This is a genomic window from Psychrobacter sp. N25K4-3-2 (assembly GCF_015351755.1).
Taxonomy (GTDB): domain Bacteria; phylum Pseudomonadota; class Gammaproteobacteria; order Pseudomonadales; family Moraxellaceae; genus Psychrobacter; species Psychrobacter glaciei.
In genome coordinates this window covers 105,805-123,791 of the sequence record NZ_JADKLX010000001.1, presented here as the reverse complement: position 1 = coordinate 123,791, position 17,987 = coordinate 105,805, and the positions used below count along the sequence as shown (strand labels likewise).

Genomic DNA, 17,987 nt, shown 5'->3' with positions numbered 1-17,987 from the left:
TACACTTTGTTCACCATTAGTGAAACTGTATCGGGTCTGTTATGGACATTTAAACTATAGTTGAGTGCATCAACAACGAATAATCATTATTTAGGATAATCCTATGACCCCAATCCACATTGCCTTAGCCGTATTGGTTACCTTTATATGGGGCGTGAACTTTACCTTTATTGCATGGGCGCTTGAAAGCTTTCCACCATTAATGCTCACTGCCCTACGCTTTTTCTTTACAGCTGTGCCCCTGGTACTTTTTCTCAAGCCGCCTAAATTCAACCGTACGCTATTTATTTATGCGATCGGCACCTTTGTCATGCAGTATGCTTTTGTATTCACCGCCATGCATTTGGGTTCATCAGCAGGATTAACGGCGTTATTGCTACAAGTTCAGATCTTTATTACCGTATTACTGGCTTTTGTCATACTGGATGAAGCCGTGAGTCGCATGCAGATCATCGGTATGGTAGTCGGTGTGCTAGGACTGGGTGTGATTGCGCTTAACCTTGGTGGTGATATGCCCTTGGTTAGCTTCATCTGTATCTTGATTGCGGCCATAGGCTGGAGCTTTGGCAATATTGCTTCAAAACAAGCCTCAACGCAGCAGAGTACCAGTAATATTTCTACTGCCTTGCCTGTCAATAGCAACAATAAAACTTCAAATAAGACATCGGCACTTTCTGCGCTAGCACTGGTGGTATGGGGCGGTCTGATCGCCTGTGTGATTTTGACGTTATCTTCTCTACTATTCGAAACCGAAGCATGGCAGTTAGCGACGTTCACGCAAGCATCGCTCAAGTCTTGGCTATCGCTTGGTTTTATAGTCTATATCTCAACCCTGATTGGCTTTGGACTGTGGGCACATCTGCTGGCGCAAAATACCGCCTCAAAGGTTATGCCCTTTGCTCTACTGGTGCCCATATTCGGTATGGCGACCTCTGTGTTGTTCACAGGAGAGGTGGTGACATGGTGGAAAATGCTGGCTATGATGCTCATTTTATCTGGATTGATATTGGCAAATATGAAGATAGGACTGGGAAGGAAGGCTGTTCTTACTTAGTAGTGGATGAGGATAACGCAGTCCATTTATATGACTATCAACTGAATTGAAGACGCGCCCTAGTAAATGGCATGGCAATGAATAGACATCTAAACACTATATTTTAACTGCATTTTACCTGTCTCTTTTGACCACACGCTTTAATGATGCCGGATACTGTTTAAGTAGAGACGCAGGACGTATAGGACGGACGGTTAAATTACCACCACAATTAGGACAATAGTTATTTAAAACATTAGCCGCACAAGAGGTGCAAAACGTACATTCAAAACTACAGATCATCGCATTTGTAGCATTAGGCGGCAGGTCTTTATCACAGCATTCACAATTGGGTCTTAGCTCAAGCATATTATCTTCCATTTACAGTAGTAGTATTAAATAATATCAAATAGAGAGACTTTATTTCATTTTTATCACCATTTTTAAAATGAGGACACGCCCTAAATAAAAAAGCCTTCCATACTATCAAACAATTAGTATGAAAGGCTTTTGAGTACTTATTATTCAATAATCAACGGTGTAGCTTAAGCCATAGGTGGTGCCTGATGCCGGTAAGCGGTTCAGGTCTCCGTAAGTGGTTTGATGATAGACCGTTAGATAGTCTTTATTCAGTAGGTTATAAACCCCATAATCTACTCGGCCTACTGGCATTTTTACTTGTCCCAATACATCAAGTGTCATATAGCCGGTGACAGGCAAGGCACTAGAGTCAGGGTCTTTTTGTTGATCTTTAAAGGCTTCATCATCGCCGCCTATCGCTAATGCCTGCAAGCGGACATTGCTGCCTTCATCAAAGTTGTATTGCGCAAATGCAGTACCTTTGAGCGGTGTTAGACGTACTGCATCTAGCTCTAACCAATCACCATCTTTGTCATACTGACCACGGGTATAAGCGACACTACCGCCCACTTGCCATTTATCACTAATGTCGTGACTGAGCAACCCTTCAACACCATAAACACGCTCATCAGTATCGACCACTTCTACAGTATAGCTGTCAGTAAAACGTACGACTTTGTCTGATTCGTTATAAAAACCGCTCAAGCGCGCTGCGGTATCACCATGCTTGCCTTGCCAGCCAAACTCGTAGTTGTTAATCGCAATCGGCTGTACGTTGTCTGAGTTGACCACGAAACCTGCACGCACATCACGCAGCGCACGCTGGATATCCGCTGTGGTAAACCCTTGTGAAAAATTGGCAAATATCTGATCATTTGGGGTTAACTGATAGCTAGTACCGAGATTAAACAAGGTTTTGTCGTGGTCTGTATTGCCTTTTTCTACGTCGCCTGCTTGATAGTCAATGCCGTAAGCATCGCTTATGCTACTGATATCAGGGTTATTAAAATACTCTTCAAGCAGCTGCTCATAGATGGGCGTAAAAGCATCGGTTTCTGACTTAAGCTTTTGATAACGCACGCCAGCACTGGTATGCCATTTATCAGTGATGTCTACATCTGCATTGACAAAAGCGCCCCATTTATCGATGGTAGTATCTGGTCCACCGTTATAAGTAAGTCCATTGGTTTGGGCGCTTAAGCCATTACTGGCAAGAAACGTGTTTAGGTTTTGACCATAATAGGTCTGCTCGCTGTTTTCTCGTTCGAAATCAGCACCATAGCTAAACAGTGTCTTTTTTCCTGCGATTTCGGTTTCGGTTTGCATGGCTGCCCGCAAACCCATTACTTCGATATCAGCTTCTGACTGGGTTACAAATACTGCAGCACTGGTAAGCTTGTTCACGGTTTTTTCATCAGTCAAACCATTGGCCTGCCATACTTCAGCTGCTTGGGTTGCTGCGCTCTTGGCAGAAGGATAAAAACGGCCTTTTTCGTCTCGATAGTAGCCCGTCACACTTAAGCTTGAACCTGCAATATCGTCATTATTATAGTTCAAGTTCATTGAGGTCTTAGTGGTGTAAGGCTCGTTTTCTACGTCGGCACCATCGATGGCTTTTAAGGAAGGCTTTGCGCCAAACAACACTGCCAAACCATCACCATAGTCTGGGCCGTAGTCGGTGTTTTGCTCATCTTTATAGTAAGTCACTGCAAGGTCAAGACGTTGGCTGTCAGTGAGCTCTACACCTAAGCTACCATTAACACTTAGCGATTCGGTATCTTGTTGGTCCGTTTGGTTCACATCTGGGCTGATACGGTTGCCTTTGCTATCAAACTTGCCGCCTTTGCTATCGTAATCAACATCTAGACGACCATACACTCGCTCGCCGCCATATCCTAAGGTTTGTCCTACATGATAACCCAATGAGTCTGACTCAAAGCCACGACTGCTACTGACGCCGACTCTGGTTTGTCTGATGGGACCATAACCGACCAAAGATTTGGTCACGAGATTGATAAGACCACCTGCCGCGCCAGCACCATAGATACTGGTAGCGCCTGAGAGTACCTCTACCCGCTCAAGCTGTGCAGAATCAATACTATTTAACTCACGTGAGAGGCTACGTGAACTGCTCAATGGCACACCATTCAGCAAAAACTGTACTGGACGGCCGTGCATGGTAGTGCCATAGTTACTGGTTGAACCGCTACTGGCACCTAGGCTCGGAATCAGCTGCGCCAATATATCACCAGTGGTACGGTCACCCGTTGCCTGCATCTGAATCTCATTTTCAGTAATCACTTGCGTAACGGCTGGCATCTCGCTAATTTTTTGCGCCAGTGCCGTACCTGTTCTGGCCTTAGCAGTGACATTGATAGTGTCTAAAGTCACATTGGGAGCTTCAGTTGATGCCGAACTTGATGTTGAATTTGAGGCCAACGCTTCTGACGTAGCCGCATTGGCAGCAACGCCCGTAGCACTGACATCGGTTTGTGCATATAATTGCTGACTAATGCAAAGGGTAAGAACGGATAGAGCAACTTGATGATGGCTTTTCATATTTACTTCACTTAGTTGGATAGTCAAATAGTGGTATCAGTTATATTTAGCTAACAATACTGTGTGTACTAACTTTGTGAACGATATTGTAAATGATAATCGTTTTTATTTCTATATGTATTTATACTTTGTTAGTAAGTGCTTACTTATGATGATTCTGGGTTAGCTGAAAATATTTTTTTGATAACTTCACTAGGACACGCCCTAGCTCTCAAACAACTTATCTAACTGATTATTACGATACGCCTCAAAAAACATCTGAAACTTTATCTCATCTGCTTTGTGCTTTTTTTGGCAATCTAGTAATAGCTGCTGCGCTACATCAACAGATAATATAAATACGCCGTCATTATCCATAATGGCGATATCGCCTGAACGGATCGTCGTGGTCTGCTCACCAAAGCGATAGCAAATATCGGACGCCAGCGTGCCCTGTGCTTGGTTGCTCTTGAAGGTGGTCACAGCGCTGATACCCTGCGCAAATACAGGAAAACTTAGCTGCTGAATTTGTACCGAATCCGTTGCCTGCCCAATAATAATGACGGCTGACAGCTTCTCATAGATAGCCGCACAAGTGCGCAGTGCTCCCCAACATGCGGTGACGCCTAATACTTGAGCATCAATACATAACACATCATTGGGCGCTGCTTGAATCAATGCCTGATTGATCACATCCGTGTTGTCCGAGGTTAGTTGTACTGTTAACACTCGGCCGACTATGGTAGCCGTGCAAGGATTCAGAGCTTTGATATCTGGTAAATACCCTTCCCCAGTCAGATGACCAATGGTTGAGGTACCTATCTCTTTATAACTGTCTATAAGGTCGTGAATATCGATGTCATTCATTGTGTTCTCACTATCGTGCTTTTTAGCTTTTGCTTGTTTCTTGATAACTTTTGTCGCATCACTAAGTAGCTATTAGTTAAAAGGGTTAATTGGCTAGCGGCTTTTCTTAACACGCGTAAACGGATTGATCGTTTTGCTTTCTCCAGCTGGCATACTGCCATGAGGATCGGAGCCACATGCAATCACAGGCAATAGCAATGTTTTATGCGGATAATGTGAACTGTTCAATAGCTCATCACGGAGTATCTGACGCTGATCATCATCAAAATCGATAGTCACTAAGGATTCCTCGATACTTATCATTGCCTCGTGCCACAGCGCATCTTCATTAATATGATAGTGCTCAACCAATGACTCGATAATCGCTCGAATATTAACCAGTAGCCCTAACGACTGTAGATAAAATATCAGCGCTTGCGGCGTCTCTCGATATAGACGATTCTTAAAATCTGGTGGGCTCAGATATTCAGGATCTGCTATTTTCTGACGTGCCAGCCATGCTAGATGGATGCGTACGGAGTCATGGTCACGCAATAACAGACTGGTAAAACGATTGTCTTTTAATACAATAACAATATTTTGCCCATGCATCTCAGGCGCAAACCCTAGGCGTAAGCAGCGCAGCATCGTCCCCAAAAATACATCACAAAGATTTTTAAAACACGCTATCACAGCGAGTTTTTTATTCTGTGGCGAGCCTTCTTGAAAGCTGTCTTGAGCACTGTTTTGGCTACTATTAATGCTCTCCTGAACAATCCCGTCAAAAATGTGATGGCTGACACCTTGCTGATATACCAACATACCCAAGCTTGCCATCGGTAATAATCGAATCGTATCGTCACACAGATCTGCTGGTAATTGACGTAGCATCGCGCCTAAATGCGTGGGTTTTTCTTGATAAAAATAAGGATTGATAGCGCTTTTATCATGCAAATGAGGCGGAGACATGTAACCCCACCATAGGCGCTCATCCCATAACCGTAACTGTGCTGATAGTACAGGGTCTAACGTTCTTGCCTGCATCAATATGGCTTGGTTTTTTTCACCATTGATCAGCTTGAGGGCTGGCAAGTAGCGCTTTGAGTTTAGTGCATATACACCTATGGGCAGCTTAATGCTATTTGGTGTATCAGCATCAATTAACATACTGCGCATGGATGAGCTGGCATAAGTAATTAGCTCGTCAAACTTGAGGGAAATAACTGTGCCATTGGCAAGATCGTCGGCATACATCTCATCAATCACATGAATCATTTGCCAAGGGTGTACGGGCATCGCAATGTGCGTATCCGCTATGCCTTTGTCATCTAGCTCTCGCATCAACTTCTGCTGCTGCATAGTATCCAAAAGATATTTCGCTGGATTTTGCGTTGTTGTGTCTTGAACATGCTCTGCCACCATGACATGGCTGTTGGCGATGGCGACCCATACTAGCGTGATAGGCTGATTAAACTCTGCCATATAGCGTTTATACTCTTGTGAAGTAAAGTTCAACTTGCCTTTTGCTAATGGATGAAACGGACGATCCATCAGTGAAGCCCACTGCTCCACTGCAATCAAGGTTTGATGCCAATGCGGATTCTGACATACTGTAGTCGTGATGCTTGCCACTGCTGACTGTTGCTGCGCTATAAAAGAAGCCTCTAAGCTCTCTTTTAGCTTTAAGACACCGACGTCAGATAAGCTGGCACTATCCATCATTGATAAAAAGATATCTAACAAGTGCTGTGCTGAGCTTACTGGCTCTAGCAAAGCGCAGTCCACATGATGGCTATTATTGATATTACTATCAAGACTGGCATTCAAGTTGTTGTTCAGACTGTCATTGACACTGTGTATGACAGGCAAACAGGATTTAGATAGTCGCCATGGTGAAGAATAAGCAGGCTCGACCAGTAGCAATAACTGTCTATTTTGGTCAAGTTTTATCTCCATCAATGGGTTATCTTGGTCAAAGAAATCTCGATACTGCTGTGATAGCGACGCTATAAATTGATGCGCGTCTTGAGCTTGTGACGTTTGATAATTTGCCAAGTACTCAGCGGTGGTTGTCACTTGAATAAGGTGCTCATCCACCCACTGCTCTAATAGAAAGCACTCTACTAAATGACTAATCAACGACCATTGGATGGCCTCGATATCCGGTTCAGGGTTTGCATCAAGGGAGCTTTTTTTCACAGGGGTTTGCACAGGAAATAATGTATGCATCGTTTCACCCCCGACTTTTAAACAGTGGGTTATTGATGTATTTAATCGGGAATGCTTTATCTCCGAATAATCGGCGCTTAGCCAATGACTCAATGCGCGTTTGTTCAGCGAATACATCAAACAAGTCGAACCGTACTTGATGCTCTGGATGAGAGGTTTGATAGTCAGTCACGCAGTCAGCAACCTGTTGCCAAAACGCCACTTCAGAATAGTTATAATGCGTCTGCATAAAAATCGCAATATCTGACAACGCCACAAAGAATAAGCAAGCAACCGTCATATCACGAATGCCATCGGTATCTTCGGTCTCGATAAATGAGCCTCTATTCAAGGCAGCATGGGCAGGTGGCAAGCTATAAAAGTCTGGACGCAAGTGTTGTTGGGTCAAATGATTAGGTGAATAACGAACCCCGTCATGCAAGTCTTTTAATAATATTTTTACGGGATAGCCATCTTCATGTACCAAGACGATGTTTTGCGCATGGCATTCTAGTGCCACACCATAACCAAATAGGATATGCAATAAAGGGGTTACAGTAACCTTAATTAACTGCGCAATCCATGTTTCTACACCATATTTATCAAACCAAGGTGCTATCAGATGCGAGCCATCAGCATTGACATAGCTGACACCATTTAGCGGAAATGCTGTTTGACATTTTGATAGATACTGGTTTACGTTTTCTCGCCAAATCGCAGCTAGCCCGCCATACATATTTGGATGCTGATAGCCGCGCGAACGTAACGCCTCATGATCTAAACTAACGCCAACGGTCTCACCTAAAAACGCAATGGGTAATGCTTGGGCGGTCTTGTCGTCGGCAATCAGTTGATTTAGCCAGGTAGTGACAACAGCAGCATTCATCACGGTATGCTTTGCTAGTATTCGCGTGCTTGAGGTATTAATCAGGTGCATACTTAGCTTTAGGTAGGCTTTTTCATTAATAGTGTCGTTGTTACCATTGTCATCGCTATCACCAAGCATCGTCAATGAGCGAATAGACTGCTGAGCACGGTACTGATGACCTGCATCACCCAAATAGATAACCTCTTGCGTGGCAAGCAATGGTTGTAATACTTGAATTAAGGTGTTTTGCCATTGCCAAGGGTGCGCAGGTATTAGGCAATAGTCATTAGCCGTCTCATTTGCAATTACAAGTACTTCTATGAGTTTGGCATTGAGTGCAGAAAATTCATTCGCACCTACATAATCTTTTATCCATTCATTTATATCGATGCCGGTAGTGGTATTACTCACCAGTAGCTCTTTTTTGACCGCCAACCACACCACGCCGATGTTTTGATCAAACTCTGGGCCATAGTCATAGTTATCTTGCAAATCAAAACCAATACGAGACTTAAAACACGGATGATAAGGATGCCCTGCCGTCAAATAGCCTTCGAGTTGCTCATAAGTGAGCGTATCAATAGGCACAGGTATATTAGAAGCCAGTATCTGATATTGTGTTTCATTCACTAAGGTATGGCGCAGCTCTTTGATAAAGCTGTCTTTGAGCTCTGCACCTTCAATATTTAGCAAGATATCACTAATCACATGCTCAAGAATGGCGTCTTGGGCAACACTATTAACCACTCGCTGAACATTTGGCTCATTAAAACGGATGATGTCAAAACTGTAATGAATATAACCTTGCGCGGTATAACTGACATCATCACCTGCCTTGATAACAAAATTCAGCAGCGTCTCATTATCAGCACTGTCATGAGCGTTGTTCGCACTTTCAAATTCAAAATCAATAATATTTTCATATAACAATGCTTGTAGCAATTGCTTGATCACTCGTTGCTCAGCGCGTGCCATAATTTTAGAATCGACAGGCACTTGCCACGGTTTAGTCGCATAAGTTATATTTGCACTATTATTATTTTTGGTAGAGTTTGCTAGATTATTGGACATAGATATAAGCTTCCTGTCTGAAAATTGGATCAAATAAAAGTATGAATTTAGATACGTTTAAAGCGAATAATAATTATTTACGTTAATAAGTTAAAGTAAACCCCTATACGGGGTATTTATTTATGGGGATCGTGGTAATTTGCACGCTGAAGGAATCGTGAATAATAAAATCACCGCGATGACCACCAGTATTTCTTGGATCGCGCTTGCCATGCCGTCACTACTACCTGCTGCTAATAACTGCGCACTTCGACTGCCTATATAAAGGGTGGACAGCGTGATAAATATGGTAGAGATGATGCGGCGACTGATGTTATTAAGTGCGGCTCCCTCAGTGACTGCGTCTTTGGGTAAGCTGCTAAACCCAACGGTCGTGGTTGGCAGGTATGCTAGACCCACTCCGACACCGCGCATACTCATAATTAGCATTAATAGCCAAAGTGTGGGCTGATACAAGCACCATGCCAGCATCAAGGTAGACAGCGCACTAATCGCAATTCCTACGATGCCAATCCCTCTGGCACCTTGCTTATCTACCATCTTGCCAGCGTAATGCGTGGTGATACTGGCCACGAGGGTCGCGACCATTAGGACAACCCCTGTCCATAAAGCACTCTCGCCCATCACGTCTTGTATCAACACGGGTAATAACAAGAGACACAGCATCAAACCGACTGTTTGGCTAATGCTAATGATATTACTGTGCAAATAGGTCTTATTATTGAACAAGCGCACGTTCAATAACGGATAACGCTGACGCCGCTCGTATGCCCACCAAGCCATCGCGGACAGTAAAAATCCGACAGATAATAAACCCAACGTGGCTATCTTTAATAAGCCCTCACTGCTGAATAATCCACTAGTAAAATCTATTTTCAGCGTGCTCAGCCAAACCATCATAGCCATCAGCCAAATGAGCAAACTGACAAACCCGATGGTATCGAAAGGGCTCTTTTTTTCATATGAGCGCATGTCAGGTATTAACCACCACACCATCGCCATGACCGCCATACTAAGTGGTAACGTAATGGCAAACAGTGTCCACCACGCAAACTGCTCAACCAAGTAAGCACCGACCAAAGGGCCAAACGCTAATGACATCATAATAACAATGCCCCATAGCGCCATTACTCTACCGTGCTGCTTCTGCGGATAAATCTGATACAGCATACCAATAGACAGTGGGATAATCAGACCGCCACTCAGTCCTTGTATGGCTCTGGCAATGATGACAAAGCTCATACTAGACGCCAGCATGCCAATGACTGAGCCCAGCATAAATCCAAAAATTGCCGCCAAATAAACATGCTTAAAAGGAAACTTTTTGTTTAAGTAGCCACTCAGCATCAGCCCTACACTCATGGCCAAGACATAAGCATTTAGTACCCAGCCGCCCATCACAATGTCGACATCAAACACCGACATAAAAACAGGAATTGCTGGATTGAGCGCACTATTACTAAAACTCACCACCGTACCGCCGAGTAATAGTGTCAGTAATACCCGCTGTACCTGTTTGTCACTCAAGCCATTACTACTCTTAGAAGCTTCGTTTATAGGCGACTCATTGGTAAATGCCCTATTTATAGGAGCGTTGCTCATTAAGCAGTGGCACCATAGAAATTCAGATAACCTCTAGATTCGAGAAATTCATCGCGATTGCAAAAATATAATGAGGCGGTTTTTTCTGGCATCTCAATCAGACGTTGTACGCGATAAGCGAAGCTATCAGCAATCCATTGATACACTTCAACCTTACTATCCGGCTCGACCACGATTTTTTTGGCTTCAGTATGCTCAAATATAAACTTGCTGATCATCATGCCTGTTGGCTTTAGATAGCCCTTACCAACCACCGCTGGATCGCCAAGCAAAATATGCCAGCCCATGTCCGTCTCTTTGGCTTTGTAATAATGAGATAACCGGTCACGAGCTGTCTCATAAATCTCTGTATAACCAATCGGCTTATCATCACAAATTATAAGGTAGAGACGCTGATGATCATCGGCCAGCATTTTTTCAAAATGGGTTTTTAGCTGCGGCATTGGAAGATGGAGCTGCCACTGATCGACCACATGCTCGGCATGCATCCATTTATACAGCAATGGCATATCATCTGGGTATCTGACAGGTCGCAATGCAAACGTCTTTTGATAAGCTTCAATACTAAAAGTGTCAGGTAGGTTTTGGGTAATGGTCGGCATGACTTGCTCCTAATTATTATTTTTTTAGATGATTAATATTCTCTAATATCGTTTCTGTTAAATATGAGTCTTATAAAGCACTACGCGCCAAAATTTTGAAATACTTTTAAGGCATCGGTATCGTAAGTCTGCTCACCTGTTAGCTGATTGACGATACACCCTGCTCGATAGGCACCCAGCCCCAAGTCTGGTGCGCCAACGCCATGGGTGTGCACCTCTTGGTTTTGTACAAAAATCTTGCCATCAGTCGCGTTATATTTTTGATGTGTCAGTACATATTTCAGCACATAGTCTCGATCAATGATTGGCTGCTCAAACTCATCATGTGCGATGCTAGGCAGTATCGTGTTTAAACACTCAGGCAGACCGTAACGATAGCCTGTACCAGCAATCACACAGTCATATTCAGCAGTAAACGATTGATTCTGTTCACGCTGTCTACCTACCAGTTTTATAGTGTCTGTCGGCTCTGGCACTTCTAGCATTGTTGTCAGTGTCGCTTCAATTACTTCACAGTTAGACAGCAACGTCGAATGCAGATCTTGATTGGTAATACTGCGCTCATAGAGACGATGATATATACCCTTTATGGTCTCAAAGCCCATACCTTTATAGAGCAGATCTTGCTTGGCAGTGACTTGCGGTTTGGTTGCTGAGTCTAAATGATAAAAGTAATCTGTATAAGCTGGGCTAAAATGCTCCAAGCCTAATGGTGAGTATTCCATTGGAAAGAAGCCTGCCGAGCGAGTCATCCAATCTAACTGAAACTTAGGATCGTCATCAGTACTATCATCGCCATCAAACTGCTGATCAAACAGCGTTCGATACACCTCTGCTGAGGACTGCCCAGATCCCAATACCAACACTTTAGTCAGCTTGTTGTCTGTCTTGGTGCTATTCAGATCAAGGCTACTAGCATTGAGGCTATCCAAGTCAAAATTGTCTGCAAAATGGGCGGTATGCATACAGCGGTTAGGCGCTTGTTTGGCAATGTCTTGCAGCGATGGTGGTAGCGTGGCCTGTGTGCCCGTTCCTATAACTAAATTTTTAGCATGATAGGTGTTTTGCATGCCCTGCTCACAGACGGTCACCACAAATCCATCATTATTGTCGTCAAACGCCACGTCTATCACTGCCGCATCAAAATTCAGACTATCCAGCTGCTCTGCTACCCATTGGCAATAATGATTGTATTCTTTACGATAAATTTTAAACTCTTCTAAAAAGTAAAACTTGAGCAATCGGTGCTGAGTATGCAAATAATTCAAAAAGGAATACGGACTGGTTGGGTCTATCATCGTCACCAAGTCTGCCATAAAGGGCACTTGTAGTGTGGTGTTTGGCAATATCATACCTTTATGCCAGTTAAACTCAGCTTTTTGCTCAAAAAACTTGGCGGTTACGTCGGTCTTTGTCAGTAATGCCGCCAAACTTAAGTTAAACGGCCCTACGCCAATTCCAATAATATCTAACACGGTCGCCCCTTAGTGATCTGGTGGTCACGTTAATTCTGGTGCTAGGGTGTGTCCTCACTTTAAAAATGGTGATAAAAATGAGATAAATCGCAGTCAAACAAGGAAAATAGCGCAGATAATATCGAGATATTAGTCAGCTATTTGACGCCATTTGGCAAGATTTAGCCATTTTTAACCCATTTAGATAACTATCGATTGAATTGAGGACATGCCCTAATTCTTGTTGAACCCTAACTTCTATCGTGTGCTTATCTTTGCTGCCTCAATATGATGTGCTACGTCATCATAGGGTTTGGGATATCGACATAAATAGACTGGGTCTCAACAGGTGCGGTCAGCTCATCGAGTGCATAGAGTCTGGTGAGTAGATTGCCCTTGAACGGCAATGTAGGGCTACGCAACAACAAGTCAAATAACGAACGATGCGGGTATTGCTGCTCTAGCGCCATTAGACAGGCTTTAAACGTCGTGATTAATGCTTCCTCACTCACAAGCTGGGTACGAGCAATAGCAGTGATAAGACCAAATATACTGTTACCAACTAAATAATAAGCAAATCTTGAGTCGGCAAAGTCTTCTGGAATGACGCACTCTCCTTCGCTAATCAGCTCGGGATAAGCGTCAATGAGCGGCGTGGCATACTCTGCAATATAACCAAACCCTTGATTGTCTCTGGCCCAAAACTTAGTAGGATAGCCGTCTTTTAGCTCGATCAGACTGTTTTGCTGATGTACCTCAAAACCAATACCATGCTGATAATACATATGAATAAGCGGTATAAAACCAACTTGTAAATAAGTGTCAAACCATTGGACAGCCACCTGTTCTAAAGGTTCATCTGTCCGTTTATGGATAGACTTAAACAGTGTCTCTAAACGATTGGTGAGACGGGTTGGATGGTCTTGGCTTAAGCTGGCAAGATTGGTGACTTGCGTATCCTCTGTAAAAGGGTTGTCACGTAAGATACAAATAGTCTCATCAATGATTTTTCCGTCGACACGTAAGGCAATCCAAGCAGGATCATTCAATACCGCAATTGTAGGGTACTCGGTTTTGAGCTGAGTACCATAGTCGCTACGCCAGATTCGGCAGGCATGCATACCGCGTTTGCATTCTTTGGGCAGGTTAATCCGCACAGAATTGGTAATCGCTACAGACAACGACAGTTTAAACATCCAAGGCGCATCAAAGGCCGCTAGCGTGCGTACTGATGTCGTTGGGTGCAGATACCAACCGAGCTCGCCCAAGTCGAACAATTGACCTTGTTCTAGCAGCTTTTGATACCACGGCTGCTGCTGCAAAAACCTTGCTTGCCAAGGGTGCAGTGGCAACAGCTTATAGTCTGGATGCTCATCGACAAGTTGCTGTTGATAGCCACTCATATCAGCTTGTAGCTTTGATTTGAGCGCTGTGGTAATACTCTCGCCATCTACGAATTCTTCTGTAATGCAGCTGGGGTGCACTAGCCAATAATGCAGCTGGGTTTTGCTACTGGTCTCGGGCGCATACTTCGCCCATTCGGCACCATAAAAACCAGCACGGCCTTTAGGTGTAGGGTGCATAGCATGACCGTAAATAAGGTTTTGTTCGGTCTGAATAAAGTCTTGCTGATAGTCAACGATGTCATCAATCTCATCATTGCGATGCTCTAAAATAATCTGTAGCCCCTCATAACTCTCAATCCAGCGCTTTAATACGCCATTGGCATCTAGCGTCGCTTTGTCTTTATAACGATGTACAATGTCTTCAATAATCAAAGACGCCAGGCTCATAGCAGAGGACTTTATCCATCGGCTGTTTTGCAAAGGGTCGTCCAGTTGCGTGTCTAGTTTCGAGTCTGATCGTATGCTTACCTGCTTATTCAATATAAGCGGCGTGCCCGCCAAACGATGCTGACCCAATTGGCTCACTCTATCGACAGGTACGACCATTACCGTGTTCGAAGGTAATAGCATTAGCACTAATAGAGGCTTGTTTTGTGAGGCCTGCTTCTGTATATCATCCTGCTGCTCTACGGCAATAATATCGCCGTGCCCAGTCTCAAAACAGTAAGCATTGATTAGATTTTGTAGTGTAAGTCGATCAAGCGTTTTATGCTGCATCATGTTATTTCTTCCCATCAACGTTCAGGTTGTCAGAATTAAGTCGGTTAAGACCAGCAATAGCCATCTGCTCAATGATGTCTGCAATATCATTGATTTGGGTATTGGGATTTAGAATGGTGAATTTAAGGCAAAGGCGCTGCTCAAACTGGGTGGTGGCCACATTGGCAATATTATTGATCAATAACGCTTGTGCAATGTGGCGATTGAGCTGTGCGAGTTGGTCATCAGATAGCTCGGTATCTTTAGGTATAAAGTAAAACAAAACACTGCTGATAATAGGCTCATGTACCAGTACAAAATTTTCATTTGCATCAATCAGCTGTGCCGCCTGATTGGCGGTATCCAGACAGCTATCAATCAAGGCTGCATAGTCATCCGTTCCCAGTAAGTCCAGCGCCATCCACAGTTTCAATGCATCGAAACGGCGTGTGGTCTGTAAAGAGTACGTGACCAAGTTTGGGATATTGTCTTGTTCGTCATCAGCAGAGTTTAGATACTCACTATGATGGCGAATGCTCTCGAAATTTCGATTGTCTCGTAAGAGAAAAGCACCGCAGCTGATCGGTAAGAAGAAATGTTTGTGAAAGTCCAAGGTGATAGAGTCAGCTTGATTCAGCCCCTTAATCAAGTGTCGATAGCGCTGTGATAGTAGCAATGCCCCGCCCCATGCTGCATCGACATGTAGCCATATGTTTTCATCACGGCAAATTTTGCCAATAGCAGTTAGAGGGTCAATCGCACCTAAGTCGGTGGTGCCAGCCGTTGCAATGATAGCCATCACATTGCAAGCGCCTAGCTTATCTATCTGATGTTGTAAGTCAGATATCAGCATGGCACCTGATGCATCAGTCGCTACTTTGATGACGGATTTCTGACCCAAACCCAATAGTGCCGCGTTTTTTTCAATAGAAAAGTGCGCCTGGTCTGAGCACAAAATTTTGCCAACAGACTGACCCACCAGGCCGTCCTTTTGCACATCAACGCCCTTAGCCTTATAGAATTGATTGCGTGCCAGCAGTAAACCCATCAGATTACTTTGCGTACCACCACTGGTAAAGACACCACCAGCGTTACTGCCTGTTTGGGTATCAATAGTATTGTCGAACCCACAACGTTCACATAACCAATGAATGAGATCTTTTTCGATATAGGTCGCGGCTGGGCTTTGATTCCACGAGTCCATACTTTGGTTAGTAGCCGCGATAATCATCTCAGCAATCTGACCGATGACCAGTGTGGGCGGATGCAAATGAGCTAAGCAATTCGCATTGGCCGTCGACACACAACTGGGCAAAAACTTACTTTGAATATCAGCGAGTATCGTGTCGATGTCTCGGCCTTGCTCACGGATGCTAAAGGCATTGGTCGCTTGCACTTGTTGCGGTGTGCCGCCCAAATACACGTTATTGTCGTCTAGCCACTGTTTTATGACAGCGCTGGTTTTTTGCATATGCGTGACATATTGCTCACTGGTTTGCTGGTTTAATAAATGCAAAATATCCTCACTTGTTTATTCTACGATGGTATAAATCGCAAATAAGTGACTTATTATTAGAGTCGTTATTAGAGTTGTTATCAGATTTTTTTATAAACGTGTGAATCATACTAAGGCGCTGGCAAGACTATTGATTGTCTTCTAGCGCCATATCAAGCCTTTGCAAGACTTGCTGCAGCTCATCTTTGGTTATATTGAGGGGCGGCAATAATCGCAGTACTGTGCCACCGCGCCCGCCCTTTTCAATCACCAATCCATGTTTGAAACACGCTTGTTGGATTTTGGCAGCCACCTCACTGTCTGCTGGATAGCTACCGTCATTTTGCTTAGGTAGGCTGGGATTGATAATTTCTATACCAATCATGAGACCACGTCCTCTGACTTGGCCCATTTGTGGATAGCGCTGTTGGCGTATTTTTAGCTGCGCCATAAACCACGTGCCTATTTCTAAAACATAGTCAGCAACGTTGTTGTCTTTTAAGTAATTGAGGGTAGCAAGGCCAGTCGCCATCGCCAATTGATTGCCTCTAAATGTGCCAGAATGATTGCCTGCCTGCCATACATCGTATTGTTTTTTGATACCCAATACCGCAAGTGGCAGCCCACCACCGATTGCTTTTGACATCACAATCATGTCGGGATCGATATCCGCATATTGATAAGCGAACCAACGTCCTGTACGGCAGAATCCTGTTTGCACTTCATCGATAATCAGCATAATGCCAAGCTCTTTTGTCACTCGGCGCACATGCTTCAGCCACTCTATCGGCGCAGGGTTAACGCCGCCTTCCCCTTGTATAACTTCTAAAATGACCGCTGCTGGTTTCACCACACCGCTCTCTACATCTTTTAAGAAGTTTTCAAAGTAGCTCATATGGGCATGGATGCTTTGCTCAAAAGGCAAGCCAAATGCGCAGCGATACATATTGGGATAAGGCAAGAACTGTACCGAGCCCATCAGTCCTTCGATGCCTTGTTTAGGTGCCAAGTTTCCTGTCACCGCCAGCGCGCCATGCGTCATGCCATGATAGCCACCGCTAAAGCTGACAACACCTGAACGACCAGTGACTTGCTTGGCCAGTTTAATAGCCGCTTCTACCGCATCAGCGCCTGTCGGCCCGCAAAACTGCAAGCAATACTCATCGCTATTGGTCGCGAGTAGCTTGTACATGAACTCGCTAAATTTGTCTTTTAACGGAGTGGTAATATCCAATGTATGCATCGGTAGGTTGCTGTCCAATAGCGCTTTGATGCTTTCTATGACTACGGGATGATTGTGTCCAAGTGCCAGCGTGCCAGCACCTGATAGGCAGTCGATATACTCATTACCTTCCACATCAGTAATCCACGCCCCTTTGGCTGATTGAATCGCAAAAGGTAGCTTACGTGGATAACTACGAACCTTTGATTCAAATTGTTCTTGACGATTTAAGTAGCATTCGTTATCACGTGATTCGTCTAATAAGATCGTGTCCATAGCTTCAGCCTTGTTATTGTCAGTAGTCTTGGATAAACATTCGAAAGTAAGGTTTGACGCTTACTTCTTAAAATAACGCTCATTATATTGAATGATAATGTAAATGATAATCATTATTATTAATGAGGCGTAGTATCTACTACCAATAACTGACTGTCAACCCAGTTTGCGAATTTTCTGTTGATAAAAATGACAAAGATAGCAGCTAGTGTGAATCTAAGAACGACAAATCAAGAGCTATTAATTAGGAACAATGCAGGCTACTACAAACTGTCGACTAATCAATGACACACAGCTCCCAAGTACA

General features: G+C 43.9%; 12 protein-coding genes. 1 reads left to right on the top strand and 11 read right to left on the bottom strand.

The window, feature by feature from the left end; translation table 11 throughout:
* The first annotated feature begins 103 nt into the window (after positions 1-103).
* Positions 104-1,054 (top strand): EamA family transporter, encoded by a 951-nt coding sequence (locus tag IOD06_RS00480; RefSeq protein ID WP_194618499.1) that lies wholly within the window; start codon positions 104-106, stop codon positions 1,052-1,054.
* 114 nt (positions 1,055-1,168) lie between these two features.
* On the opposite strand, the gene IOD06_RS00475 is transcribed toward IOD06_RS00480, so the two are convergent.
* The 11 genes from IOD06_RS00475 to IOD06_RS00425 form a co-directional block, all read right to left on the bottom strand.
* A complete protein-coding gene (locus IOD06_RS00475; RefSeq protein ID WP_194618497.1) occupies positions 1,169-1,402 on the bottom strand; it encodes a DUF1272 domain-containing protein in 234 nt (77 codons plus the stop codon).
* Between the two features lie 156 nt (positions 1,403-1,558).
* Complete coding sequence (locus IOD06_RS00470; protein ID WP_194618495.1) at positions 1,559-3,952, bottom strand: TonB-dependent receptor; 2,394 nt, start codon at positions 3,950-3,952, stop codon at positions 1,559-1,561.
* Positions 3,953-4,156: 204 nt separating this feature from the next.
* Positions 4,157-4,798 carry an RraA family protein gene (locus IOD06_RS00465; RefSeq protein ID WP_194618493.1) on the bottom strand — a complete coding sequence of 214 codons (642 nt, stop codon included), beginning with the start codon at positions 4,796-4,798 and terminating at the stop codon, positions 4,157-4,159.
* Positions 4,799-4,891: 93 nt separating this feature from the next.
* Entirely contained in the window at positions 4,892-7,006 is a 2,115-nt protein-coding gene (locus IOD06_RS00460; RefSeq protein ID WP_194618491.1) for an IucA/IucC family protein, read from the bottom strand.
* A gap of 4 nt (positions 7,007-7,010) precedes the next feature.
* Positions 7,011-8,924 (bottom strand): IucA/IucC family siderophore biosynthesis protein, encoded by a 1,914-nt coding sequence (locus IOD06_RS00455; RefSeq protein WP_194618489.1) that lies wholly within the window; start codon positions 8,922-8,924, stop codon positions 7,011-7,013.
* Between the two features lie 120 nt (positions 8,925-9,044).
* Complete coding sequence (locus IOD06_RS00450) at positions 9,045-10,526, bottom strand: MFS transporter (RefSeq protein ID WP_194618487.1); 1,482 nt, start codon at positions 10,524-10,526, stop codon at positions 9,045-9,047.
* Entirely contained in the window at positions 10,526-11,128 is a 603-nt protein-coding gene (locus tag IOD06_RS00445; protein WP_194618485.1) for a GNAT family N-acetyltransferase, read from the bottom strand. Before IOD06_RS00445 ends, IOD06_RS00450 begins: the two co-directional genes overlap by 1 nt.
* 80 nt (positions 11,129-11,208) lie before the next feature.
* Positions 11,209-12,603, bottom strand: coding sequence for a lysine N(6)-hydroxylase/L-ornithine N(5)-oxygenase family protein (locus tag IOD06_RS00440; RefSeq protein ID WP_194618483.1), 1,395 nt, complete (start codon positions 12,601-12,603; stop codon positions 11,209-11,211).
* Positions 12,604-12,878: 275 nt separating this feature from the next.
* Positions 12,879-14,708, bottom strand: coding sequence for an IucA/IucC family siderophore biosynthesis protein (locus IOD06_RS00435; protein ID WP_194618481.1), 1,830 nt, complete (start codon positions 14,706-14,708; stop codon positions 12,879-12,881).
* A 1-nt stretch (position 14,709) separates the two neighbouring features.
* Positions 14,710-16,203, bottom strand: coding sequence for an aspartate aminotransferase family protein (locus IOD06_RS00430; RefSeq protein WP_194618479.1), 1,494 nt, complete (start codon positions 16,201-16,203; stop codon positions 14,710-14,712).
* 127 nt (positions 16,204-16,330) lie between these two features.
* The gene (locus IOD06_RS00425; RefSeq protein WP_194618477.1) at positions 16,331-17,680 is read right to left on the bottom strand and encodes a diaminobutyrate--2-oxoglutarate transaminase family protein; all 1,350 of its coding nucleotides are present in this window, start codon (positions 17,678-17,680) and stop codon (positions 16,331-16,333) included.
* Positions 17,681-17,987: the final 307 nt, after the last annotated feature.